The organism is Paraburkholderia susongensis (genome assembly GCF_900177725.1).
GTDB classification, from domain to species: domain Bacteria; phylum Pseudomonadota; class Gammaproteobacteria; order Burkholderiales; family Burkholderiaceae; genus Paraburkholderia; species Paraburkholderia susongensis.
In genome coordinates, this window is the sequence record NZ_FXAT01000004.1 from 727,720 (window position 1) to 748,716 (window position 20,997).

The window sequence follows — 20,997 nt, forward strand, 5'->3', positions numbered from 1 at the left end:
CACAAATTTTCATTTTGCGCTAAACTGGCACGCAAGCCCTGATTCCACATGAAGGTCCTCGATTTACAGTGTCCGCATGGCCATCGGTTCGAAGGCTGGTTCGCTTCGGCTGATGACTTCGAATCGCAGCAGTCCCGCAAGCTCGTCGAATGTCCGATCTGCGGCGCGAACGAAGTGAGCCGTTTGCCGTCGGCGCCGCGCCTGAATCTGTCAGGCGCGACCGACACAAAGGCGCCGGCGGATGCAGGAGAAATGCAGGCGCGTGTCATGCGTGCATTGCGCGAGGTGCTGGAAAAGACCGAGAACGTGGGCGACCGCTTCGCCGAGGAAGCGCGGCGCATTCACTACAACGAAGCGCCCGCACGCAATATTCGCGGTGTCACGACACCGGAAGATGCACGCGCCTTGGTCGAGGAAGGCATCGAAGTGACGCCGCTGCCGATCCCGGCTGCCTTGAAGGAACCGCTGCAATAGTGCGGTGACTCCTGGCGCCAGGTGGTGGCGGCCAGGAGACACTACGTATGAATCTGGACTATTCCCCCGCTGAAAACGCATTCCGCGCCGACATCCGCGCCTGGCTCGAAGCGAATCTGCCTCGTGAGCTGAGCGACAAGGTACTCAATCACAAACGTCTTTCCCGCGAAGACTTCGCTGGCTGGCACAAACTGCTCGGCACGCGAGGCTGGTCAGCAGTCGCGTGGCCGCGCGAATACGGCGGCCCGGGCTGGGATGCGACTCAACGGCATATCTGGGAGGAGGAGTGCGCGCGTATCGGCGCGCCGACCGTGCTGCCTTTCGGTGTGTCAATGGTGGCGCCTGTGCTGATGAAGTACGGCAACGAGGCGCAGAAGCGTCACTATCTGCCGCGCATTCTCGACGGCACGGACTGGTGGTGCCAGGGCTATTCCGAGCCGGGTTCGGGCTCCGACCTCGCGTCGCTGCGCACCCGCGCCGAGCGCGTCGGCGGTCATTACGTGGTCAATGGCCAGAAAACCTGGACCACGCTGGGCCAGCACGCCGACATGATGTTCTGTCTCGTGCGCACCGACAGCAGCGCTAAAAAGCAGGAGGGCATCTCTTTTCTGCTGATCGACATGAAAACGCCGGGCATCACCGTGCGGCCCATCATCACGCTCGACGAAGATCACGAAGTCAACGAAGTGTTTTTCGAAGACGTGAAAGTGCCGGCCGAGAATCTGGTCGGCGAAGAAAATCGCGGCTGGACGTACGCGAAGTATCTGCTTGGGCATGAGCGCACGGGCATCGCGCGGGTCGGCGCTTCGAAGCGCGAACTCGTGTTCCTGAAGCGCCTTGCGCTGAATCAGAAAAAGAACGGCAAGCCGTTGTTGCGCGATCCGGTTTTTGCCGCGAAGGTCGCGAATCTGGAGATCGAGTTGATGGCGCTCGAAGTTACCGTGCAGCGCGTGGTCGCCAACGAGGCGGGTGGACGCGGACCGGGACCGGAAGCGTCGATGCTGAAAATCAAAGGCACCGAAGTGCAGCAGAGCCTCACCGAGTTGATGTTCGAAGCGATCGGGCCGCTCGCCGCGCCGTTCGACGTTCCGTTCCTCGAAGGCGAGCGCGAGCACAGCCTCACCGCCGCCGACGATGCCGCGCCGCTCGCCGCGTATTACTTCAACTTCCGCAAGACGTCGATTTACGGTGGCTCGAACGAAATTCAAAAGAACATCATCGCGCAGATGATTCTCGGACTTTGAGGAGCGGCGCATGGACTTCACTTTCAACGACGAACAGCAGCAATTTGCCGACGCGCTGCGCCGCTATCTGGAGAAGAGCTACGCTTTCGAAGCGCGCCAGGAGATCGTGCGCTCGGAAGCGGGCGTATCGGATGCGCACTGGGCCGCGTTCACTGAACTGGGCCTGACCGCGTTGCCGGTGCCGGAAGCGCAGGGCGGCTTCAGCGGCGGTCCGATCGACATGCTGGTGGTCATGCAGGAACTTGGCCGCGCGCTGGTCATCGAGCCATATTGGGCGACTGCGGTCGGTATCGAGGCGCTGCGCATTGCGGGCACGGGCGAGGACGAAGACGCCGCGTTGCTCGAGCGCGCGGCCCAGGGTGAATGCAAGCTGGCCGTGGCTTTTCACGAACCACACGCACGCTACGATCTGTTCGAAATTGCCGCGATCGCGAGCGGGCAGGGCGAGCAGCACACGCTAAGCGGGACGAAATCAGTCGTGCTGCACGGCGCGCAGGCAGATCACTGGATCGTGCCGGCGCGGCTCGATGGCGAGATCGCTCTTTTCGTCGTGGCGCGCGGCGCGGCCGGCGCGAAGGTCACCGAGTACCGCACGATCGACGGCCAGCGCGCGGCGACGCTCGAATTCAATGGTACGCCCGCCCGCCGGCTCACCGGCAAGCACGCGGGCGCGGCGGCGCTCGAGCAGATTGCCGATTACGGCACGCTGTTGCTGTGCGCGGAAGCGATCGGCGCACTCGACGCGCTGAACCACGCCACCGTCGAGTACACGAAAACGCGCCAGCAGTTCGGGCAGCCTATCGCACGTTTCCAGGCGTTGCAGCATCGCATGGTCGAGATGCTGATTCACGCCGAGCAGGCGCGTTCCATCACGTATCTCGCCGCAATGCGCTATGCGAGCGAAGATGTCGACGAGCGCCGTCGCGCGATTTCCGCGGCGAAGGTGCGGGTCGGTCAGGCCGCGCGTTTCGTCGGTCAGCAGGCAGTGCAGTTGCACGGCGGTATGGGTGTGACGAACGAGGTGGCCGCCGCGCATCTGTTCAAGCGTCTCGCCATCATCGAGACCACGCTTGGCGACGTCGATCATCATCTCGCGCGGTTCGCCGCGCTTCCCGGCTTCGCCGTCGCCGACGTCTGATCGGCTCGTTCAACCGGATAAAGGAGGTGCACGATGGGACTCAGTTTCGAGGACATGGAAGTCGGCACGACGCGGGAAGTCGGCAAGCATACGTTCACGCGTGAAGAAATCGTCGAGTTCGCGCAGAAGTTCGATCCGCAGCCGTTTCACCTTGACGAAGCCGCGGCGGCCGAATCGCCGTTTCGCGGCCTCGTGGCGAGCGGCTGGCACACCTGCTCGGTGATGATGGGCATGCTCGTGCGCAACGTGCTCGCGGGCTCCACGTCGATGGGCTCGCCCGGTATCGACGAGATTCTCTGGCTCAAGCCGGTGCGCGTCGGTGACACGATCACGATGATGAACATCGTGGTCGACAAGCGCGTGTCGGGGAGCAAGCCCGATCGCGGCATCGTATCGACGCGCTGGGAAGGCATCAATCAGCACGGTGAAACGGTGATTACGGTGAGCTCGAAGGGCATGTTCGGGCTGCGTAACCCGGGAGCCGTGGCATGACGGCGAGTGCGGCGCCTATCGCCGCTTTCGGCAGTGCGGAGGCTTTGCGCTCGCTCGTTGGGGCGGAGCCGCTCGTTAGCGAATGGCTGATCGTCGATCAGGACAGAATCAACCGTTTCGCCGAAGCAACCGGCGATCATCAATGGATTCACACCGATCCCGAGCGGGCGAGGCGCGAGTCGCCGTTCGGCGGAGCGGTCGCGCATGGCTTTCTGACGCTCTCGTTGATTCCAGCCTGGCTTGACGAAACGTTGAAGATCGAGCAGCGCATGGGAGTCAACTACGGGTTGAATCGGGTGCGCTTCATGTCGCCGGTGCTCGCCGGTTCGTCGCTGCGCGGGAAATTCGCGGTGGAATCCGTGAGCGAAGTGGACAACGGCGGCGTGCAGCTCGTGTGGAACGTGACGGTGGAGCGGCAGGGCAGCGAGCGGCCGGTGTGCGCCGCGGAGTTCATCACGCGGCATTACTTCTAGCGCTTCCACAATGCAGACGCGATAAAAAGCGCGAGCCGGCATGCATGCCGCTCGCGCTTTTTCTTTGCGCCGACCCGTGCCGTCGAGAAGACGAAGAACTAGTGTTTCGCGTACTGCGTGGCGCCGAACAGCACTTCTTTCGCCTTGTCGTCCATCAGCGGCACGCGGGCGGATGCAAGCACTTCTACGCCACGCACCACCGCCGGCCGCGCGGCAATCTCTTCATGCCAGCGCTTCACGTTCGGGAACGCATCGAGTTCGACGCCCTGGTTTTTCCACGAGCGCGTCCATGGAAACGCGGCGATGTCCGCGATCGTATAGTCGTTGCCCGCGAGGTAGCGCGTCTTGCCGAGCTGGGTGTCCATCACACCGTACAGGCGCCGCGTTTCGTTGGTGTAGCGGTTGACCGCGTATTCGATCTGCTCGGGCGCATAGACGCGGAAGTGATGAGTCTGCCCAAGCATTGGACCGAGGCCGCCCATCTGGAACATCAGCCATTGCAGCACCGAATAGCGCGCGGCCGGATCGGCTGGCAGAAACTTGCCGGTTTTTTCGGCGAGATAAATCAGGATCGCACCCGATTCGAATAGCGCGAAGGGCCGGCCATCGGCGCCTTTCGGACCTTCGGAATCGACGATCGCGGGAATCTTGTTGTTGGGACTGATCGCGAGAAATTCGGGTTTGAACTGGTCACCTGCACCGATATTCACGCCGTGCACGGTGTAGGGCAGACCCGTCTCCTCGAGCATGATGTGAACCTTGTGGCCGTTCGGAGTTGCCCAGCTATAGACATCGATCATCGTGGCTCCTTGTTCGTCAAAGCGGCGCCGCAATGAGGGCGCCGCCATTGCCGAAAATTAGAGCATAGATCGCGCGATGCTGCTTGCCGTGGCACCGGGCCTTCCTTCCGTGAACGTGCAGCCCCTGGGCCCATCGCAATCGCGAGCATCGACGCTACGTCAACGACTAGCTCATATCGAGCTGAAAGACTCAACCCCGCGTCACCGGCGTCTCGACGCGAGCCGCCGCGCCTGCATCCATATAACGCGCGAGTTCGAGCTTGGCGATCGCGTTGCGATGCACTTCATCGGGGCCGTCGGCGAAACGCAGTGTACGCGCCGACGCATACGCATACGCGAGCGGGAAGTCGTCGCTGACGCCGCCGCCGCCGTGCGCCTGAATCGCCCAGTCGATCACCTGGCACGCCATGTTCGGCGCGACCACCTTGATCATCGCGATCTCGCCGCGCGCGCCTTTGTTGCCGACGGTGTCCATCATGTATGCGGTCTTCAGCGTGAGCAGGCGAGCCTGTTCGATCATGCAGCGCGCCTCGGCAAGACGCTCCTGCGTAACGCCTTGCGACGCGACCGGCTTGCCGAACGCAACGCGTTGCAGCGAGCGCTTCGCCATCAGTTCGAGCGCGCGTTCGGCGAGACCAATGAGGCGCATGCAGTGATGGATGCGCCCCGGCCCGAGGCGGCCCTGTGCGATCTCGAAGCCGCGCCCCTCGCCGAGCAGCATGTTGGCGACGGGCACGCGCACGTTGTCGAGCGTGATCTCCATGTGGCCGTGCGGCGCGTCGTCGTAGCCGAATACGGTGAGCGGCCGGTGCACGGTGATGCCGGTGGCGTCGGCGGGAACGAGGATCATCGACTGTTGCTGATGGCGCGGCGCCTCGGGATCGGTCTTGCCCATCACGATATAGACCTTGCAGCGCGGATCGCCCGCGCCCGAGGACCACCACTTGTGACCATTGATTACGTAGTAGTCGCCATCGCGCACGATGCTGGTCTGGATATTGGTCGCATCCGACGATGCCACTTCCGGCTCCGTCATCAGGAACGCGGAACGTATCTGGCCCTGGAGCAGCGGTTCGAGCCACTCGCGCTTGTTGTCCTCGCTGCCGTAGCGTTCGATCGTCTCCATGTTGCCGGTGTCGGGCGCATTGCAGTTGAACACCTCCGGTGCCCACGGCACGCGGCCCATGATTTCGCACAGCGGCGCGTATTCGAGATTCGTCAGCCCGGCGCCGCGCTCCGATTGCGGCAGAAACAGATTCCACAGGCCGGCGTCGCGCGCCTTCTGTTTGAGCTGCTCGATCAATTCGGTCGGCAGCCACGCATTGCCGTTCTGGCGGTTGCGCGCAATTTCCGCATAGAACGCCTGCTCGTTCGGATAAATGTGCTCGTCGAAGAAGGCGAGCAGCTTCTCGCGTAATGCCTGGACCTTCGGGGTGTAATCGAAATTCATCTGGGACCTCGCGAATAAGGGACTGCGGCTAGTGGACCTTCTGCGCGTAGCGCCAGGCCAGTTCGGCCATCGGTTTCGCGCGACGGCCGGCGTCGAGTGCCTGCGCGCTCGACGCGGTGCCGTCGACAACGCGCTTCATGATTCCTTGCAGAATCGCGGCGATGCGGAACATGTTGTACGCCAGATAGAAATTCCAGTCGCCCTGAATCTCGAAGCCGGTACGCTTGCAATAACGTTCGACATACTGCGCTTCGTCAGGAATACCGAGGCTTGCCCAATCGAGCCCCGCGATGCCGCGGAACTGCCCCGGGTCGACATGCCACGCCATGCAGTGATAGGCGAAGTCGGCGAGCGGATCGCCGAGCGTGGACAGCTCCCAGTCGAGCACCGCGAGCACGCGCGGCTCGTTGCGCGCAAAGATCAGATTGTCGAGCCGGTAGTCGCCATGCACGATCGAAGTGCGGCCGCCCGTTTCAGCCGGCATATGCTGTGGCAGCCATTCGATCAGGCGCTGCATCGCGTCGATCGGCTCGGTTTCGGAAGCGAGATATTGCTTGCTCCAGCGTCCGATCTGGCGCGCGAAGTAATTGCCGGGCTTGCCGTAGTCGGCGAGGCCTGTGGCTTGAACGTCGACACTATGCAAGGCCGCGATCACGCGGTTCATTTCATCGTAGATCGCTGCGCGTTCGCCGGCCGTCATGCCGGGTAGCGACTGGTCCCACAGCACGCGGCCTTCCACGAACTCCATCACGTAGAACGCGCGGCCGATCACGCTTTCGTCCTCGCACAGCGCGAGCATTTGCGCGACCGGCACGTCGGTGCCGGCAAGCGCGTGCATCACGCGGTATTCGCGTTCGATCGCATGGGCGGAAGGCAGCAGCTTCGCGGCGGGCCCGGGCTTCGCGCGCATCACGTACGAGCGCGACGGCGTAATCAGCTTGAAGGTGGGATTGGACTGGCCGCCCGCGAATTGCTCGAGCGTGAGTGGCCCCGCGAATCCGTCGACGTGGCGGGTCAGCCACGCGGTGAGCGCGTCGTTGTCGAAGCGTTGCCGCTCGTTCACCGGGCGCGTGCCCTCGAAAGCCGAATAGTCCTGTCCGCGTGCGGGTTCGCCGGTCTGCGTGGCTTGCGCCATATGTCTCCTCCAGTTCGGGTTCAGCTACGCCGGTATTGAATGAATTGTGCGTAGAGCATTTCCATCGTGGTATTGCGCACGTCGCGATGCAGCGGCGACGGCGGTGAGTAGTTGAGCATGCGCAATACCCAGTCGCGCGGAGTGGCGCCGACGTCGAGCGCGTTGATGCAGCCGGTGGCCTGCGACAGGTGGCCGAAGAACGTGCGCCCGCCCGTGGTCAGCGCATGCGAAAGGATTGCGCGATTCACGCCGCCGTGCAGGACCAGCAGCACGGTGTCCCAGGAAGCGTCCTCGCGCAATGCCGCGACGGCCGGCAGCACGCGATCGAACAATTCGCCGATCGTTTCGCCGTCGAGAAAGCGCGTGCTTTCCGGCACGATGCCGTCGAACACGCTGAGAAACGCAGCCTCGATATCGCTCGCTGGAATGCTGCCGAGCTTGCCGCCGTGAATCTCCTGCAAGGCGGGCTCGATTTCCAGCTCGATCTGCTGGCCCGTTTCGGCGAGCACGCGTTGTGCGGTTTCGATCGTGCGCGGCAAGCCGCTTACGATCACGCGGTCGAAGCGCACCTGCTGTTCGGCGAACACGCGGCCCGCGGCGCTCGCCTGCTCGCGGCCGTTCGCGTTGAGCGGTACGGTTTCCGGATCGATCGCGCGGCCGGAGTCGTCGAAGTAGGTGACGTCGCCGTGGCGCATCAGGAAAATGCGGCGGCGTTTCGGCAGTTGATAGTCGGGCATGGTCGGGCGGCTCGCTCCTCGCTCTTCGCTCATGGATCGTTACTTGTAGACCGGCGCGCGTTTTTCGAGGAACGCGGTAATCCCTTCGAGACCTTCGCGATGATGCAGCGAGGCGACGAAGTTGTCGCGCTCCGTGACCAGATGATCCGCAAGCGGCTGCGTGCCGGCCACGGCGACCAGCCCTTTGATGCGCGCAATCGAATTGGGTGAAATCGCACTGAGTTCGTCGGCCCATGCGATCGCGTCATCGAGCGCGGTGCCTGGTTTCGTGAGCCGGTTGACGACGCCGAGTTCGTGCAGACGCGCGGCGCCGATCGGCTTGGCTTCGATCAGCACCTCGGTGGCGAGCTGGCGCGGCAGCGCCTGGGCGAGGAACCACGAGCCGCCGCCATCGGGCGTCAAGCCGACACGCGCATACGACATCGCGAACCTGGCGTTGTCCGCGGCAACGATCAGATCGCAGGCGAGCGCAAGCGAAAATCCCGCGCCGGCCGCGGCGCCTTCGACGGCCGCGATCACCGGTTTCGACGACAGCCGCAGCGCCGAAATCCATTGGCCGAGCATGTCGATGCTCTCGGCTTGCACGGACGGATCTTTCGCGCGATTTTCGAGCAGGCGGTTCAGATTGCCGCCCGCGCAAAAGAAGTTGTCGGCGCCGGCGATCACGACCGCGCGAATCGACGGATCGCGCTCGACGGTGTCGAACGCCTCGATGCCGGCCGCGTACATATCCGGATGCAGCGCGTTGCGCGCGCCGGGATTCGAGAGCGTAAGGACCAGCGTGGATTCGCTGCTGGCAGGGCGTGAAGCGAGCAGGGCGGCGCTCATGGTTGGGTCTCCGTTTGCAGGTCCGCGGCATCGCGCTGCGTCAGCGAAAGGCCGAGCTGCGCGCGCCGCGCGAGCCACGGCGACGCACGGTAGCGCGGCTCGCCGAGCACGCTGAACATGTTGCGCAGGATCGTCAGAATGGTCGTGGCGCCGAGCGCGTCGCCGAGTGCGAGCGGTCCGCGCGGATAGCCGAGGCCGAGCGTGACCGCGAGGTCGATGTCGCCCGGCGTGGCGATCTGCTTTTGCGCGATGTCGCAGCCGATGTTGACGATCGTCGCGACCACGCGTTGCGCGACGAAGCCGGTCGAATCGCGGATCACGGTGACGGGCACGCCGTCGGCGGCGAAAAGCGCATGCCCGGCGTCGCGTGCCGCGCGTGTCGTGGCCGGCGTGGTCATCAGCGTGCGGCGCCGCGCGTTGACGAGCGGGAAGAGGGCGTCGACGGCGACGACGCGGCTCGCGTCGAGCGCTTCGTCGACCGCAGCCGTGGTCGCATCATGGCCGAACGGCGTGACGACGATCAGCGAATCCGCAGCGGGCGTCGCGCCCTCGTCGAGCTTCACGCCCGCTTTGCCGATGAGTTGCACGACTGCTTCATGCGCCTGCGGGTAGCGTTTGCTGACCCATACGCTTGACGGCAGCACGGTCGGCGCGGGCGCTTCGGCGGGCACCTGCTGTTTGCCGTCCACGTAGCGATAAAAACCTTCGCCGGTCTTGCGGCCGAGCAGGCCGCCTGCCAGCCGCGTGCCGGTGATCGGCGACGGCGTGTAGCGTGGTTCTTCATAAAACTGATGATAGATCGACTCCATCACCGGGTGCGATACGTCGAGCGCGGTCAGGTCCAGCAGCTCGAACGGTCCGAGGCGAAAGCCGGCCTGCTCGCGCATGATGCGGTCGATGTCGGCAAACCCGGCCACGCCTTCGCCCGCTACGCGCAGGCCCTCGGTGTTCATGCCGCGGCCCGCGTGATTGACGATGAAGCCGGGCATGTCTTTCGCGCGCACCGGCGTGTGGCCCATGCGGCGCGAGAGATCCATGAGCGCGTCGCCGGCCGCGGGGTCGCTGCGCAGACCGTCGATCACTTCGACGACCTTCATCAGCGGCACGGGATTGAAGAAGTGATAGCCGACTACGCGCGACGGGTCGGTGCAGCCTGCAGCGATGGCCGTGATCGACAGCGACGACGTATTGGACGCGAGAATGCAGCGGCCGCTCACGACGGCTTCGAGTTCGCGAAAGAGCGCCTGCTTCACCTCGAGTTTCTCGACGATCGCCTCGACGACCAGATCGCAGCCTGCCAGCTCACTGATGTTCTGCACGCCGCTCACGTTTGCGAGCGCGGCGAGCGAGCGCGGCTGTTCGAGCTTGCCTTTGGCCGTCAATTTGGCGAAAGTCTCCGCGAGGTAGTCGCGCGCGGCGCCGACGGCAGCGGGGTTGGTGTCGTACAGCCGCACGCTCAGGCCCGCGAGCGCCGCGATCTGCGCGATGCCACGGCCCATTGCGCCGGTGCCGACAATGCCGATGGCCTCGATGCTGAAATTGCGAGAGTTCATTGTGATGCTCGGCTCCATGGTTATTTTAGAATAGCACGATCATGCTATTTAATGGATGATTTGATTGAATACCGCTGCGTCGAGACTTCGATGCGCGGTCTCACACAACCCGAAAGAAGGAGACTCCCGATGATGAAGCTCTGCGGTTTCGCGCTTTCCAACTACTTCAACAAGGTCAAATTCGTGTTGCTCGAGCACGGCATTCCGTTCGAGGAGGTGTTCGTGAAACCGAGCCAGGAAGAGGCGATGCTCGAGCATTCGCCGCTTGGCAAGGTGCCGTATCTGCAGACCGAGGACGGTGACCTGTGCGAATCGCAGTGCATCGTCGAATATCTCGCCGCGCGCTTTCCCGACAGGCGCATCTTCTCCGCTGGCCCATGGCAGGCGGCCAAGGAGCGCGAGATGATTACGTTCGTCGACGTGCACCTCGAACTCACGGCGCGCAATCTGTACAAGGAAGCGTTTTTCGGCGGCACCGTGAGCGACGCGACGAGGGGGCGTGTCGAGAAACTGCTCGTTCATCACATTGCCGGCTTCAAGCGGATTGCGAAGTTCGCGCCGTATCTGTGCGGCGAGCATTTCAGCGTCGCCGATACCGCCGGCTACGTGAGCCTGCCGCTCGTGGGCGCGGCGACACAGGCCATTTATGGTCGCGATTTTCTGCTCGAGGCGGGGATCGACTGGAAGAGCTACATCAAGACGATCAACGCACGGCCGGCCGCGCAGCGCGTGAACGAGGATCGCAAGGCTTATATCGCGGCGTCGCGCGCGGCCTGATGGAATGTGCGTTTGACGCAGCGTGCATGGATGCGGCGCGCACACCCATGCCGCGGTGCGCGATGGCAAGGAACGTGGGTTCGTTCGTGACATCGCGCGGAACATCCTAGAGTCGCGCCAGCCGCTCGAGCGCGGTGGCAAGCGTGCTTTCCTGCTTGGCGAAGCAGAAGCGCACCACGCCGGATTCGTGCGCCTCGTGATAGAACGCCGAGACAGGAATGGCCGCGACGCCTATTTCGCCAGTCAGCCATTGCGCGAACTCGGCTTCGGGCAGATCGCTGATCGCCGAGTAATCGACGCACTGAAAGTACGTGCCCGTGCACGGCAGCAGCCTGAAGCGCGAGTTTGCGAGACCCGCGCGGAAGAGGTCGCGCTTGCGCTGATAGAACGCGGGCAGATCCAGATACGGTGCGGGGTCCTTCATGTAGTCAGCAAGGCCGATCTGCATCGGCGTATTGACGGTGAACACGTTGAACTGGTGCACCTTGCGGAACTCGGCCGTGAGCGCGGCGGGAGCGGCCACATAGCCGACCTTCCAGCCCGTCACGTGATAGGTCTTGCCGAAGCTCGAGACCACAAAGCTGCGCTGCGCGAGTTCCGGATAGCGTGCGACGCTTTCGTGCGGCGCGCCGTCGTAGACCATGTGCTCGTACACCTCGTCGGAGAGGATCAGCACGTTGGTGCCGCGCACGATCTCTTCGAGCTTGCGCATGTCCTCTTCGCGCCAGACCGTGCCGGTCGGGTTGTGCGGCGTGTTGATCATGATGAGCCGCGTCTTCGGCGTGATCGCCGCGGCGAGCTTGTCGAACGGGATCGCGTAGTCGGGCGCCTCGAGCGTGACGAAGACGGGCTTGCCGCCCGCCAGTTCGATCGACGGCAGATAGCTGTCGTAGGTCGGCTCGATCACGACCACTTCGTCGCCGGGATGGACGGTGCAGAGAATCGCGGTGAGCAGCGCCTGCGTGGCGCCCGCCGTCACGGTGATTTCGCTGTTTGCGTCGTAGCGGCGGCCGTACAGATTGGCGATCTTGTCCGAGATCGCCTGGCGCAGCGGCAGGACGCCCGCCATCGGCGGGTACTGGTTGTGGCCGTCGCGCATCGCGTTTGCGACCGCATCGACGATGCGCGGGTCGCAGCCGAAGTCGGGAAAGCCCTGGCCCAGATTCACCGCGTCTTTTTCCGCGGCGAGCGCGCTCATCACAGTGAAGATTGTCGTGCCGACGTCCGGCAGGCGAGATGGAAACGTGGGGCTCGTGGGCGTGTCGTGCGGTGCGTTCATGGCGTTGTTCGTAGCAGGGCGATAGGGTTGGCCGGGTTCTCGAAAAGTGTCGTTACGAAGGGCGAAGCCTGATTGTAGGGAATCGCGGCACGGTTTGCGCGCGACGGGATACACGTTAGCCGTCTGGCCAAGCCCGGGTGAGCCGAAGTCATTCAACGGGGCACAGATGGCCGCGCATACGGCTCAGGCGCGGCTCAGGCGGCTGGATCTACGCGGTGACAGGTTCGCTCCCGGTGTTCTGCGCAATGCCGGCTGCCGCAACGAACGGCGCCGGTTGAGCGATCCTGAAGCCGAAATCGCGCGCAATCCGTTTGGCGAGCTTCAACACCGCGCGATCTTTCGAAACCAGCCAGTCGGCCTGCGCCGCGTGCGCGAGTTCGAGAAACTTCTGGTCGTCGCGATCCTTGCATTGGGGCAGCGGCCGTGCGTCTTCGGCGGCCTCGGTGAGCGCCGGCGGCTCGAACCTCTGCGTGAGCCGCGCGACGAGCGCGAGCGCGGCGGCTTTGTCGACGTTCCTATACATGAATTGCGGATAGTCGAGCACGTAGGTGAGTTCGGCGAGGCAGCGCGCGTCGATCAGCGCGGTGAGCGCGCCGCTTTCGAGCGCGGCGGCGATCGGCCGCGTATGCGGGTCGTCGAACACGAGAATATCGATCCAGACATTGGAATCGAGCACGACGCGCAAGGCGCCGCTTGAGGCGTGGGAACCGGGCATTCGTTACAATCTGGCTTTCGTCTTTGACCGCCAGGCACGACGTGCCTGCAAGCCTCTATGATAATCGTTCTGTCGCCGGCGAAATCGCTCGACTACGAAACCCCGCCGCACGTCAAAAAGCACACGATCCCCGATTTCATCGACGACGCAGCCGAACTGATCGGTGGCCTGCGCAGTTTGTCGCCGCAACAGATCGCTTCGCTGATGGGCATTTCCGACCAACTCGCACACCTCAATTTCCAGCGTTACGCCGACTGGTCGCCGCAATTCGGCACGCACAACGCCAAGCAGGCGGTGCTCGCCTTCAACGGCGACGTGTATGAAGGCTTTGATGCGAAGAGCCTGTCGTCCGCCGATCTCGACTATGCGCAGAGTCACGTGCGTGTGCTGTCCGGGCTCTACGGTCTGCTGCGTCCGCTCGATCTGTTGCAACCGTACCGGCTCGAAATGGGCACGCGCCTCGTCAATCCGCGCGGCAAGGATCTGTATGCGTTCTGGGGCGAGCGGATCACGCAGGCGCTGAATGCGCAACTGAAGAAGAACGCGGCGGGCTCGCGTGTGCTGGTGAACTGCGCGTCGGGCGAGTACTTCAGGTCGGTCAAACCGAAGCTGCTCGAAGCGCCAGTCGTTACGACAGTGTTCGAAGACTGGAAAGGCGGCCGCTACAAGATCATCAGCTTCCACGCGAAACGCGCGCGTGGCCTGATGGCCCGCTATGCGGTCGAGAACCGCCTCGAGCGGCCCGAGCAGTTGAAGGCGTTCGACTCCGAAGGCTATGCGTTCAGCGCCGAGGCCTCGAACGATTCCACTTACGTATTTCGCCGCCGCATCGCCGAATAAGCGTGCCGCCACGCCGGACAGGCGAACACACAGGCAGGGAAGAATCTCATGACGTTATCGATTACGAGCAATTTCGACGCGGGCGCGATTGAAGTGTTGTCCTGCGAGGACGCCGGCAATATCCGCCTGCGCGTGCGGCCCGACAGCCACGCGGAATTCGCGCAGTGGTTTTATTTCCGCCTGTCCGGCGCGGCCGGCGAACGTTGCGTGATGACCTTCGAGAACGCCGCCGCATGTGCGTTTGCCGAAGGCTGGCGCGATTATCGGGCGGTGGCGAGCTACGACCGCGTGAACTGGTTCCGCGTACCGACCTCGTATGACGGCCGCGTGCTGACGATCGATCACACGCCGGAGTTCGACAGCATCTACTACGCGTATTTCGAGCCGTACAGCGAAGAGCGTCACGCGGAATTTCTCGGCGCCGTGCAGCAGATGCCGCACGCCTCGCTCACGGAGCTAGGCAGGACCGTCGAAGGGCGGCCCATTTCGCTGCTTACGCTCGCCACGCCGGAAGCCGAAGATGCCGCACACGCCACGCCGAAGAAGAAGGTCTGGCTGATCGCGCGTCAGCATCCCGGCGAGACGATGGCCGAATGGTTTATCGAAGGGCTCGTGAAGCGTCTCGCGGGTTGGGGCGATTGGGCAGGCGATCCGGTCGCGCGCAAGCTCTACGATCACGCGGTGTTCTACATCGTGCCGAACATGAATCCGGACGGCAGCGTGCACGGCAATCTGCGCACCAATGCAGCCGGCGCGAACCTGAATCGCGAGTGGATGGAGCCGGACGCCGCGCGCAGTCCTGAAGTGCTGGTGGTGCGCGACGCGATCCACGCGACGGGCTGCGATCTGTTCTTCGATATCCACGGCGACGAGGCGCTGCCGTATGTGTTCGTCGCGGGCTCCGAGATGCTGCCGGGCTTCACCGAGCGGCAGGGGAGCGAACAGAAGGCGTTCATCGAAGCGTTCAAGCACGCGAGTCCGGATTTTCAGGACAAGTACGGCTATGCCGCGAGCAAGTACCGCGAGGATGCGTTGAAGCTGGCGTCGAAGTACATCGGCAACGCATTCGGCTGCCTGTCGTTGACGCTGGAAATGCCGTTCAAGGACAACGCCGATCTGCCCGATGAACGGGCGGGCTGGAACGGCGAGCGTAGCGCGTCGCTTGGTGCGGCGATGCTGCAGGCGATCCTGCATCACGTGGAGACGTTCGCGTAAAGAACGGAAGGACGCACACAAAAAAACGAGGCGCGCTGAAAGGCCCATGCCTCGTTTTTCATTGGGATGACGGGCGGGTGCTGACGTAGGTCAATCAGCGCCGGATGTCACCCGGTTTTTTTTCGTCGTCGTGCTTGGGGTGGACTACTTGTTCGACGGCGCTCGCGACGATTTACCCGAGCCTGGCTTCGACGACTTCGTTGCCGACTTCTTTGAAGTCTTGCCGCTTGCCGAGTGCTTGCCCTTGCCGCCTTTATGTTTGCCCGATGCGCCGCGCGATCCTTCGCTGTGCGCGCGGTTCGGCGGCACCGGATCGTTCCAGCTGAACGCCAGCATCTGCGAGCCGACGTAGCCGCAGCGGAATTTCAGATCTGAAGGCTCGCCGGAGCCGCTCTGGGGCACGCCAATTCCCTCGACGGTGACGATGCTGTCCACCTTGACGCGCTGCTTGCCTTCGTCGAACGAGTCGTTCCAGGGCGTGACGGACGAGTGGGCGCCATCGAACGAGCTTGGGGGAAATTCGACGTGGTCGAACGCGGTCGACGTGCTTGCGACAAAGTCGCCATGCGCGGCGCAGTCCGCAACGAGCGGGTCCGCGTGCATGTCGTTGATAAATTTGCTGACGAGGCCGTTGTGCTGTTCGAGTTGATCGGCGAATGCGGGGGCAGTGCAGATAAGCGAGAGACTCGCTGCGCAGGCTGCCAGCCGGCCGAACACACGCAGCAATCGGCGCGGTACGTTGGTGCGATCCATCTAGTTCTTCAAACGCTATTGGGAGATGAGGCAGATAAGATGCCTCGCGACCGCGTTGAGTTCAATCTTGCGGCAAATATTCGGTCTTGTCCTGGTGTGAGCGCCTCGTGAGTCTCCGGCGACCAGGTGACGAATTATCACAGATACGCACTCGCGCCGGCATCGGCACGCAAATTCTCAGGTGCGTGGGCCGCCCAGGCGGTATCGTCGCACATCGTACGTGGTGACCCACGCGGGGCGGTAAACCGCGATCAGCGCCGTCGCCATGCCGGTGAACCATGCCTCGCCAGTGGCGAGCAGTAGCATGCTGAACGCATAGCCGGCCGGCACCACGGTCGATGAACCCCCGGCGAGCGCAACATGGATGCCGAGCGCCGCCGCGGCTGTGAGCGATACGGCGATAGCGGGCGAAACGAAGCCCTGGCCGAAGATGAACATAAAGAGATTGCGCGGCAGCCACGCGGAGCAGATGCGCTGGAGCACGGTTGAGATACAGACGGGCAACGCGCCGTACACGAGGAACGTCACCGCGATACCTTGCCAGGGGGCGTCGAAGACGACGGCGGCGAGGCCGGTGACCACAGCCATGGCGACCAGCGCGAGTCCCCAGTCGAATAGCGTGACGACGAGCGTGGCGCCGAGCAGGTGCATGACGGTGCCGTCATCGAGCCATGCGTTGCTTGCCCACAGCACCGACACGGCGACGATGATCGCGAGCCAGACGTGCTGGAGCGTGCCGTCCTGAAGTCTTTTGAAAGGATTTTTCCACAGCGCGAGCGCGATCACCATCGCGCTGGCAATCCAGCCACCGACAGCAACCCAGAACGGAAGCGGTGTGTAGAGGAAACCCATGTATCTCATATTACTCGTTGGACGAGAAAAGGTGTGAGCGGATTCCATGCCAGCCACCGTCATCCCAGCATGCGCACACACGCGCAACCTGTGTGCGCATGACGATGAGCATCATGTCGAGCCCGGCGTAACCGGTTTCGGCGTGAGCCCCGGAGGCGGTGCGTCGCCATAGGATGTCGCGGGTTCGGCGGCCATGGGCAGCGCAGGATTTGTGTCGCCGGCCGGCTGCGGATACTGGAAATGTGCGCGCTTGTGGCGTCGCAGGGGAACCGGGCCCGCCTGCCCCATCGTTACCGGCCGCGCGGTGCTTTCGCCGTTGTTGTGCAGCACCTGCAGATGGTTCGTGAGCCAGCCGTTGTAAAGCGCGACGGCGGCGGCGCGATTGGGCGCGCCGAGTTGCTGGAATATGCTGGTCAGATGGATCTTGACCGTGCCTTCGCTAATGCCGAGCGTGCGCGCGATCATCTTGTTGGTGCTGCCCATGTGGACGCAGCGCATGATCTGCTCCTGACGCGGCGACAGTCCGCTCGAGAGTCTGTTGCGGCGTGGCGGCGGATTCTGTTCGTCGAACAGGCGGATAGCGGTGTCTGCCGGCAACGGGGGATCGAGCGCCAGCGCGCCGGGCGGCACGTAGTGACCACCGAGCAGCACCATTTCGAAGGCGCGCACGATCAGGCATGGATCGGTGTCGCGCGGCACGACGCCGAGCACGCCTTCGTCCATCAGCGCGCGCACGAGGGAGGGCGAGGTCCCGTCGGTGAGCACGGCGATCCGCAGTTGGGGATAGTAGCTGAGCAACGTGCGGGCATCCCGAACCGACATCCAGTCCTGCCAGTCGATCACGATGAGATCGGGCAGGTAACGCTTGAACGGACGTTCAAGCTGGCGCCAGTCCTGGGCTTCGGTAAAACGCGCCAGCCGGTCGATTTGCCGCAGCAGGGCTTTGAGTCCATCACGTCGTTCCGCGTTTGAATTGAGAATCGAGAAGCGCATGCATGTCTCCAGATGAATCGGGCGAAATAGCGCGACGCACCCGTGCGGTCCATGAACCCGACCCACTCACGGCGATGCATCACCGTGCCTATGATGACAAATTCCCTTCGATTTGACGGCTGTCCAAAAGGCATAGGAAGCGTGACTGCACCAACAAAAAACCCCGCGCAAGGCGGGGCTTTTTTGCGATAACGCGTGACGCTCGCGTCGATGTTCAATGGAAGTGCGGCTGTGCTGGCTCCGCGTCTTCGGGCATTTCGGCATGAACGATTTCACCGAGCGGGTCCGCATAGAGCGGCACACCACAGTCATCGCAATATTCAGGTTCGAAGCGGCCCGCGTGGCGGCGCACGTCGGTGATGCCTGTCTCCTTGAGCAGCGCGATGATTTCCTCGAGCGGATCGTCAGAGACGGCAATTTCCTGCGGCTCTTCGTCGATGCCGGGCTCGCCGTTTTCGCGCCCGTAGAGCGGCCACACGACGCCGTAGATCACGTCGTTACTGCCCTTGCGCGTGAAGCCGACGCGGTATTCGTCGATATGCCGTTCGCCGAAGCCAGCGACCACCGCGCGCAGGTCCTGCGGCGCCGCGCCAATTGTGTCAAACAGATAACGCACGGCGGTACGCACCGTGTGAGGACGCACGCTTTCGTCGGCGTCGCGGCAAGCCGAGTAGTACGCGTCCGGCAGCAGGCACTCGAATTCGCAGCCCGGCAGCGCCAGCGACAGATTGGCGCCACCTTGCGTGGCCCACTGCTCGAGACACTGGCCGCGCTCGATACGGCTGCCATGCTCTTCTTCCTGCCAGCGGAAGGTCGGCTCGCCCACTGGCGCCGCGACCACAGCCAGCAGAAAGCGCGGGTCAGCGAGAATTGGCGAGGTTTCCGGCAGCTCGCCGAAATTGAGTCGGGCATTGCCGCCGGTGAGCGCGGCTTGCGCGAGTTGCTGGGCGATACGCCACGTTTCGACATGATGGCGCGGCAACTGGTCGATGCTGTACAGAAACGGCGCCATCGCGACGCGCGTGTTCGCGGCGAGCACATGCGCCTGCAGATGCGCGCGCAGCGCGTCGGCCGCGTCGGCCTTGAGCGGGCCCGACGGAATCACGTAGCGGGTCCAGGCCAGCACGGGCGCGGCGATCAACAGCGCTTCGTAAGACACGCCTTCATGTTCGATGATGAACGACTCGCTATGGGTTTCCGCCATGTCGGCGAGCGCACCATAGGCGTCGGGATGGTTCTGCTGCAGATGATCGAGCGCGGCGTCCAGCGTGGTCTGGTTGGCGTTGCGCACGATTTTGGCCAGCAGCGCGTCGAGCTTCGCTTCCCAGAAGCGGTCTTCGGTGCGGCTGCCCGACGCGAAAAGCGCGAGCGAGAGACCGACGAGTTTGTCGGCATCGGGGGGGAGACGTTTGGCGATTCGCGAGCGCATAAATCCGGAAAAATTGGGGGCACGGAACCTTATATTCTAGTCTTTTCCTGGACGCTATACCGTTTGGCCTGCATTGGCGAATACATCTGGGCGTTTCCGGATGGAAAACCGGTTCGTTGCGTGAGCGGTCGCGCGCGGCGCACGTCGCCCTGGCCAGATGGTATAAGTCACCCCCGGACGCGCGAGTCGCTTCTATACTGACGGCGTTCAGCGGGCGCCTGACAGGCGTATGTCAATTCATTGCCATGGTCGGCGCAATAGGAGATCCATCGTGAAATCGGACCAATTGATCGAACGTCTTGCCGCTGTATTCGCGCTGATTGTCCTCGTGGGCGGTTCATTGCTGGTGCTGGCGCCTTTTACGACGGCGCTGCTGTGGGGCGCGATTCTCAGCTATAGCTCGTGGGGACTCTACCGGCGGCTCACGAGCGCGGTCGGCGGCCGGCGCAAGCTGGCCGCTACCCTGATCGTGCTGATCATCCTGGTCGTCGTGCTTGGGCCGTTCGTCTATGCGGGTTTTGCGTTCGGCGCGCATGTTCACGACATCGTGGCGCTGGTGCAGAGGCTCTTCGAGTCCGGCTTGCCGGATCTGCCGCCGTGGGTGCAGCGAATTCCGCTCGTCGGGTCGAGCATCGAGGCCTTCTGGGAGCGGGTGACCAGCAGCAACTCGGAATTGATCGCGCAGTTGCGCACGCTCGCGGCACCAGCCGGCAAGTGGATTCTGGCGGCCGGAATTGCGGTGACGCACGGACTGGGGTTGCTGGCGCTGAGCATTGTGCTTGCGTTCTTCTTTTATACCGGCGGCGAGGGTGCAGCTGCCTGGCTGAATGCGGGCATGCGGCGTATTACGGGCGAGCGCGCCGACTATCTGCTGGCACTGGCGGGCAGTACGGTGAAGGGCGTGGTCTACGGGATTCTTGGCACGGCGCTCGTGCAGGCGGTTCTGGCGGGGTTCGGCTGCTGGATCGCAGGTGTGCCGGCGCCAGCGCTGCTCGGGTTGGCAACGTTTTTTCTGTCGGTTGTGCCGGGTGGCCCGGTCATTGTGTGGTTGCCTGCGGCGATCTGGCTATACCAGGGCGGCGCGACGGGGTGGGCGATTTTTCTGGTCGTATGGGGCGTGCTGGTCGTCGGTATGTCCGATAACGTCATCAAGCCGATCCTGATTGGCAAGAATAGCGATATGCCGCTGATTCTGGTGATGCTCGGCATTCTCGGTGGCGCGTTGGCGTTTGGCTTCCTTGGTGTTTTCATCGGACCGACTTTGCTGGCGGTCGCCTATACCGTGCTGCACGACTGGACGATTGGTGCCCCAGCCGCGCAGGCTTTGACTCTCGATGCGAAGGGGCGGGTTTTGGAGGAATCGGGCCGCGCAGAAAAGGCGCCTTGAGGAAAACCCTGATGTTGCACTTGAAAGTCTTGCTCGAGGCCGCTAGAATTCCGCTCTTTCGTGCTCCGCGCAGCGGGGCATGGGGAAGCGGGAGAGCCAGTCATGGCAGGGCTCTGGCGGCGTGAACGGGGTGACGGATTGTCAGAAACCTGTTGACGGCGCCACGAAGAGACTGCATAATTCCGCTTCTCTGCTGCAGACGCAGCGACGCAAACGAAGCGGTACCGGATAGTGGGTACCGCAGGTGTTGTGACCGATCTTTAAAAACCTACAGCCGATAAGTGTGGGCACTTGATGCGGGATGCGGGCCGGTTCTTTCGGGAGCTGGCTGAAGCGAAAGTATCAAGAGTCTCACACCAAGTATTAGAGGAAGGTTTTCGCCTGTCGCGAGACAGGCAGAAATCCATCGTCAGTACGTTGAGTGAGCGACCGG

At 63.3% G+C, this 20,997-nt stretch carries 21 protein-coding genes; 9 read left to right on the forward strand and 12 right to left on the reverse strand.

Features of this window, described 5'->3' with window-relative positions; translation table 11 throughout:
• The first annotated feature begins 48 nt into the window (after positions 1-48).
• Genes B9Z01_RS16160 through B9Z01_RS16180 form a run of 5 tightly spaced genes read left to right on the forward strand, consistent with a single transcriptional unit; the run spans position 49 to position 3,821 of the window.
• Positions 49-474 carry a DUF1178 family protein gene (locus B9Z01_RS16160; RefSeq protein WP_085484691.1) on the forward strand — a complete coding sequence of 142 codons (426 nt, stop codon included), beginning with the start codon at positions 49-51 and terminating at the stop codon, positions 472-474.
• A gap of 47 nt (positions 475-521) precedes the next feature.
• On the forward strand, positions 522-1,718 hold the full coding sequence (locus B9Z01_RS16165; protein ID WP_085484693.1) for an acyl-CoA dehydrogenase family protein: 1,197 nt from the start codon (positions 522-524) through the stop codon (positions 1,716-1,718).
• Between the two features lie 10 nt (positions 1,719-1,728).
• Positions 1,729-2,856, forward strand: coding sequence for an acyl-CoA dehydrogenase family protein (locus B9Z01_RS16170; RefSeq protein ID WP_085484695.1), 1,128 nt, complete (start codon positions 1,729-1,731; stop codon positions 2,854-2,856).
• 33 nt (positions 2,857-2,889) lie between these two features.
• Positions 2,890-3,348 carry a MaoC family dehydratase gene (locus tag B9Z01_RS16175; RefSeq protein WP_085484697.1) on the forward strand — a complete coding sequence of 153 codons (459 nt, stop codon included), beginning with the start codon at positions 2,890-2,892 and terminating at the stop codon, positions 3,346-3,348.
• Positions 3,345-3,821, forward strand: a complete 477-nt coding sequence (locus B9Z01_RS16180) for a MaoC family dehydratase (RefSeq protein ID WP_085484699.1) — start codon at positions 3,345-3,347, stop codon at positions 3,819-3,821. The genes B9Z01_RS16175 and B9Z01_RS16180 overlap by 4 nt, the downstream gene beginning before the upstream one ends.
• 98 nt (positions 3,822-3,919) lie before the next feature.
• Here B9Z01_RS16180 and B9Z01_RS16185 read toward each other — a convergent pair whose 3' ends face one another.
• The 6 genes from B9Z01_RS16185 to B9Z01_RS16210 form a co-directional block, all read right to left on the reverse strand.
• Positions 3,920-4,621, reverse strand: coding sequence for a glutathione binding-like protein (locus B9Z01_RS16185; protein WP_085484701.1), 702 nt, complete (start codon positions 4,619-4,621; stop codon positions 3,920-3,922).
• Between the two features lie 190 nt (positions 4,622-4,811).
• Complete coding sequence (locus B9Z01_RS16190; protein WP_085484703.1) at positions 4,812-6,071, reverse strand: acyl-CoA dehydrogenase family protein; 1,260 nt, start codon at positions 6,069-6,071, stop codon at positions 4,812-4,814.
• A 28-nt stretch (positions 6,072-6,099) separates the two neighbouring features.
• Positions 6,100-7,206, reverse strand: a complete 1,107-nt coding sequence (locus B9Z01_RS16195; RefSeq protein ID WP_085484705.1) for a phosphotransferase — start codon at positions 7,204-7,206, stop codon at positions 6,100-6,102.
• A gap of 20 nt (positions 7,207-7,226) precedes the next feature.
• A complete protein-coding gene (locus tag B9Z01_RS16200; protein WP_085484707.1) occupies positions 7,227-7,943 on the reverse strand; it encodes a histidine phosphatase family protein in 717 nt (238 codons plus the stop codon).
• A gap of 39 nt (positions 7,944-7,982) precedes the next feature.
• Positions 7,983-8,771, reverse strand: coding sequence for an oxepin-CoA hydrolase, alternative type (locus B9Z01_RS16205; protein WP_085484709.1), 789 nt, complete (start codon positions 8,769-8,771; stop codon positions 7,983-7,985).
• Positions 8,768-10,324, reverse strand: coding sequence for a 3-hydroxyacyl-CoA dehydrogenase (locus B9Z01_RS16210; RefSeq protein ID WP_143808951.1), 1,557 nt, complete (start codon positions 10,322-10,324; stop codon positions 8,768-8,770). The genes B9Z01_RS16205 and B9Z01_RS16210 overlap by 4 nt, the downstream gene beginning before the upstream one ends.
• A gap of 129 nt (positions 10,325-10,453) precedes the next feature.
• Here B9Z01_RS16210 and B9Z01_RS16215 point away from each other — a divergent pair, with 129 nt between their 5' ends.
• Positions 10,454-11,101: a glutathione S-transferase family protein gene (locus B9Z01_RS16215; protein WP_085484714.1), complete on the forward strand. Its 648-nt coding sequence runs from the start codon at positions 10,454-10,456 to the stop codon at positions 11,099-11,101.
• A 106-nt stretch (positions 11,102-11,207) separates the two neighbouring features.
• Here the strand turns inward: B9Z01_RS16215 and B9Z01_RS16220 are convergent, their stop codons facing one another.
• Together B9Z01_RS16220 and B9Z01_RS16225 are read right to left on the reverse strand one after the other, a co-directional pair.
• Entirely contained in the window at positions 11,208-12,380 is a 1,173-nt protein-coding gene (locus B9Z01_RS16220; protein WP_085484716.1) for a pyridoxal phosphate-dependent aminotransferase, read from the reverse strand.
• 208 nt (positions 12,381-12,588) lie between these two features.
• A complete protein-coding gene (locus B9Z01_RS16225; RefSeq protein WP_085484718.1) occupies positions 12,589-13,095 on the reverse strand; it encodes a putative toxin-antitoxin system toxin component, PIN family in 507 nt (168 codons plus the stop codon).
• A 57-nt stretch (positions 13,096-13,152) separates the two neighbouring features.
• On the opposite strand from B9Z01_RS16225, the gene yaaA reads away from it, so the two are divergent.
• A complete protein-coding gene (gene yaaA, locus B9Z01_RS16230; RefSeq protein ID WP_085484720.1) occupies positions 13,153-13,935 on the forward strand; it encodes a peroxide stress protein YaaA in 783 nt (260 codons plus the stop codon).
• A gap of 48 nt (positions 13,936-13,983) precedes the next feature.
• Positions 13,984-15,150, forward strand: coding sequence for a M14 family metallopeptidase (locus tag B9Z01_RS16235; protein ID WP_085484721.1), 1,167 nt, complete (start codon positions 13,984-13,986; stop codon positions 15,148-15,150).
• Positions 15,151-15,294: 144 nt separating this feature from the next.
• Here B9Z01_RS16235 and B9Z01_RS16240 read toward each other — a convergent pair whose 3' ends face one another.
• The 4 genes from B9Z01_RS16240 to B9Z01_RS16255 form a co-directional block, all read right to left on the reverse strand.
• On the reverse strand, positions 15,295-15,903 hold the full coding sequence (locus tag B9Z01_RS16240) for a BspC domain-containing protein (RefSeq protein ID WP_085484723.1): 609 nt from the start codon (positions 15,901-15,903) through the stop codon (positions 15,295-15,297).
• 177 nt (positions 15,904-16,080) lie between these two features.
• Positions 16,081-16,755 carry an energy-coupling factor ABC transporter permease gene (locus B9Z01_RS16245; protein WP_085484725.1) on the reverse strand — a complete coding sequence of 225 codons (675 nt, stop codon included), beginning with the start codon at positions 16,753-16,755 and terminating at the stop codon, positions 16,081-16,083.
• 111 nt (positions 16,756-16,866) lie between these two features.
• Entirely contained in the window at positions 16,867-17,748 is an 882-nt protein-coding gene (locus B9Z01_RS16250) for a response regulator transcription factor (RefSeq protein ID WP_085484727.1), read from the reverse strand.
• Positions 17,749-17,962: 214 nt separating this feature from the next.
• Positions 17,963-19,177, reverse strand: a complete 1,215-nt coding sequence (locus B9Z01_RS16255) for a DUF2863 family protein (RefSeq protein WP_085484729.1) — start codon at positions 19,175-19,177, stop codon at positions 17,963-17,965.
• A gap of 271 nt (positions 19,178-19,448) precedes the next feature.
• Between B9Z01_RS16255 and B9Z01_RS16260 the strand changes: the two genes are divergently transcribed.
• The gene (locus tag B9Z01_RS16260) at positions 19,449-20,564 is read left to right on the forward strand and encodes an AI-2E family transporter (RefSeq protein WP_085484731.1); all 1,116 of its coding nucleotides are present in this window, start codon (positions 19,449-19,451) and stop codon (positions 20,562-20,564) included.
• Positions 20,565-20,997: the final 433 nt, after the last annotated feature.

Bases quoted from the DNA above. Each gene is read 5' to 3' on its own strand.
- B9Z01_RS16160 (WP_085484691.1), top strand. From the start codon at position 49: ATGAAGGTCCTCGATTTACAGTGTCCGCATGGCCATCGGTTCGAAGGC.
- B9Z01_RS16165 (WP_085484693.1), top strand. From the start codon at position 522: ATGAATCTGGACTATTCCCCCGCTGAAAACGCATTCCGCGCCGACATC.
- B9Z01_RS16170 (WP_085484695.1), top strand. From the start codon at position 1,729: ATGGACTTCACTTTCAACGACGAACAGCAGCAATTTGCCGACGCGCTG.
- B9Z01_RS16175 (WP_085484697.1), top strand. From the start codon at position 2,890: ATGGGACTCAGTTTCGAGGACATGGAAGTCGGCACGACGCGGGAAGTC.
- B9Z01_RS16180 (WP_085484699.1), top strand. From the start codon at position 3,345: ATGACGGCGAGTGCGGCGCCTATCGCCGCTTTCGGCAGTGCGGAGGCT.
- B9Z01_RS16185 (WP_085484701.1), bottom strand. From the start codon at position 4,621: ATGATCGATGTCTATAGCTGGGCAACTCCGAACGGCCACAAGGTTCAC.
- B9Z01_RS16190 (WP_085484703.1), bottom strand. From the start codon at position 6,071: ATGAATTTCGATTACACCCCGAAGGTCCAGGCATTACGCGAGAAGCTG.
- B9Z01_RS16195 (WP_085484705.1), bottom strand. From the start codon at position 7,206: ATGGCGCAAGCCACGCAGACCGGCGAACCCGCACGCGGACAGGACTAT.
- B9Z01_RS16200 (WP_085484707.1), bottom strand. From the start codon at position 7,943: ATGCCCGACTATCAACTGCCGAAACGCCGCCGCATTTTCCTGATGCGC.
- B9Z01_RS16205 (WP_085484709.1), bottom strand. From the start codon at position 8,771: ATGAGCGCCGCCCTGCTCGCTTCACGCCCTGCCAGCAGCGAATCCACG.
- B9Z01_RS16210 (WP_143808951.1), bottom strand. From the start codon at position 10,324: ATGAACTCTCGCAATTTCAGCATCGAGGCCATCGGCATTGTCGGCACC.
- B9Z01_RS16215 (WP_085484714.1), top strand. From the start codon at position 10,454: ATGATGAAGCTCTGCGGTTTCGCGCTTTCCAACTACTTCAACAAGGTC.
- B9Z01_RS16220 (WP_085484716.1), bottom strand. From the start codon at position 12,380: ATGAACGCACCGCACGACACGCCCACGAGCCCCACGTTTCCATCTCGC.
- B9Z01_RS16225 (WP_085484718.1), bottom strand. From the start codon at position 13,095: ATGCCCGGTTCCCACGCCTCAAGCGGCGCCTTGCGCGTCGTGCTCGAT.
- yaaA (WP_085484720.1), top strand. From the start codon at position 13,153: ATGATAATCGTTCTGTCGCCGGCGAAATCGCTCGACTACGAAACCCCG.
- B9Z01_RS16235 (WP_085484721.1), top strand. From the start codon at position 13,984: ATGACGTTATCGATTACGAGCAATTTCGACGCGGGCGCGATTGAAGTG.
- B9Z01_RS16240 (WP_085484723.1), bottom strand. From the start codon at position 15,903: ATGGATCGCACCAACGTACCGCGCCGATTGCTGCGTGTGTTCGGCCGG.
- B9Z01_RS16245 (WP_085484725.1), bottom strand. From the start codon at position 16,755: ATGGGTTTCCTCTACACACCGCTTCCGTTCTGGGTTGCTGTCGGTGGC.
- B9Z01_RS16250 (WP_085484727.1), bottom strand. From the start codon at position 17,748: ATGCGCTTCTCGATTCTCAATTCAAACGCGGAACGACGTGATGGACTC.
- B9Z01_RS16255 (WP_085484729.1), bottom strand. From the start codon at position 19,177: ATGCGCTCGCGAATCGCCAAACGTCTCCCCCCCGATGCCGACAAACTC.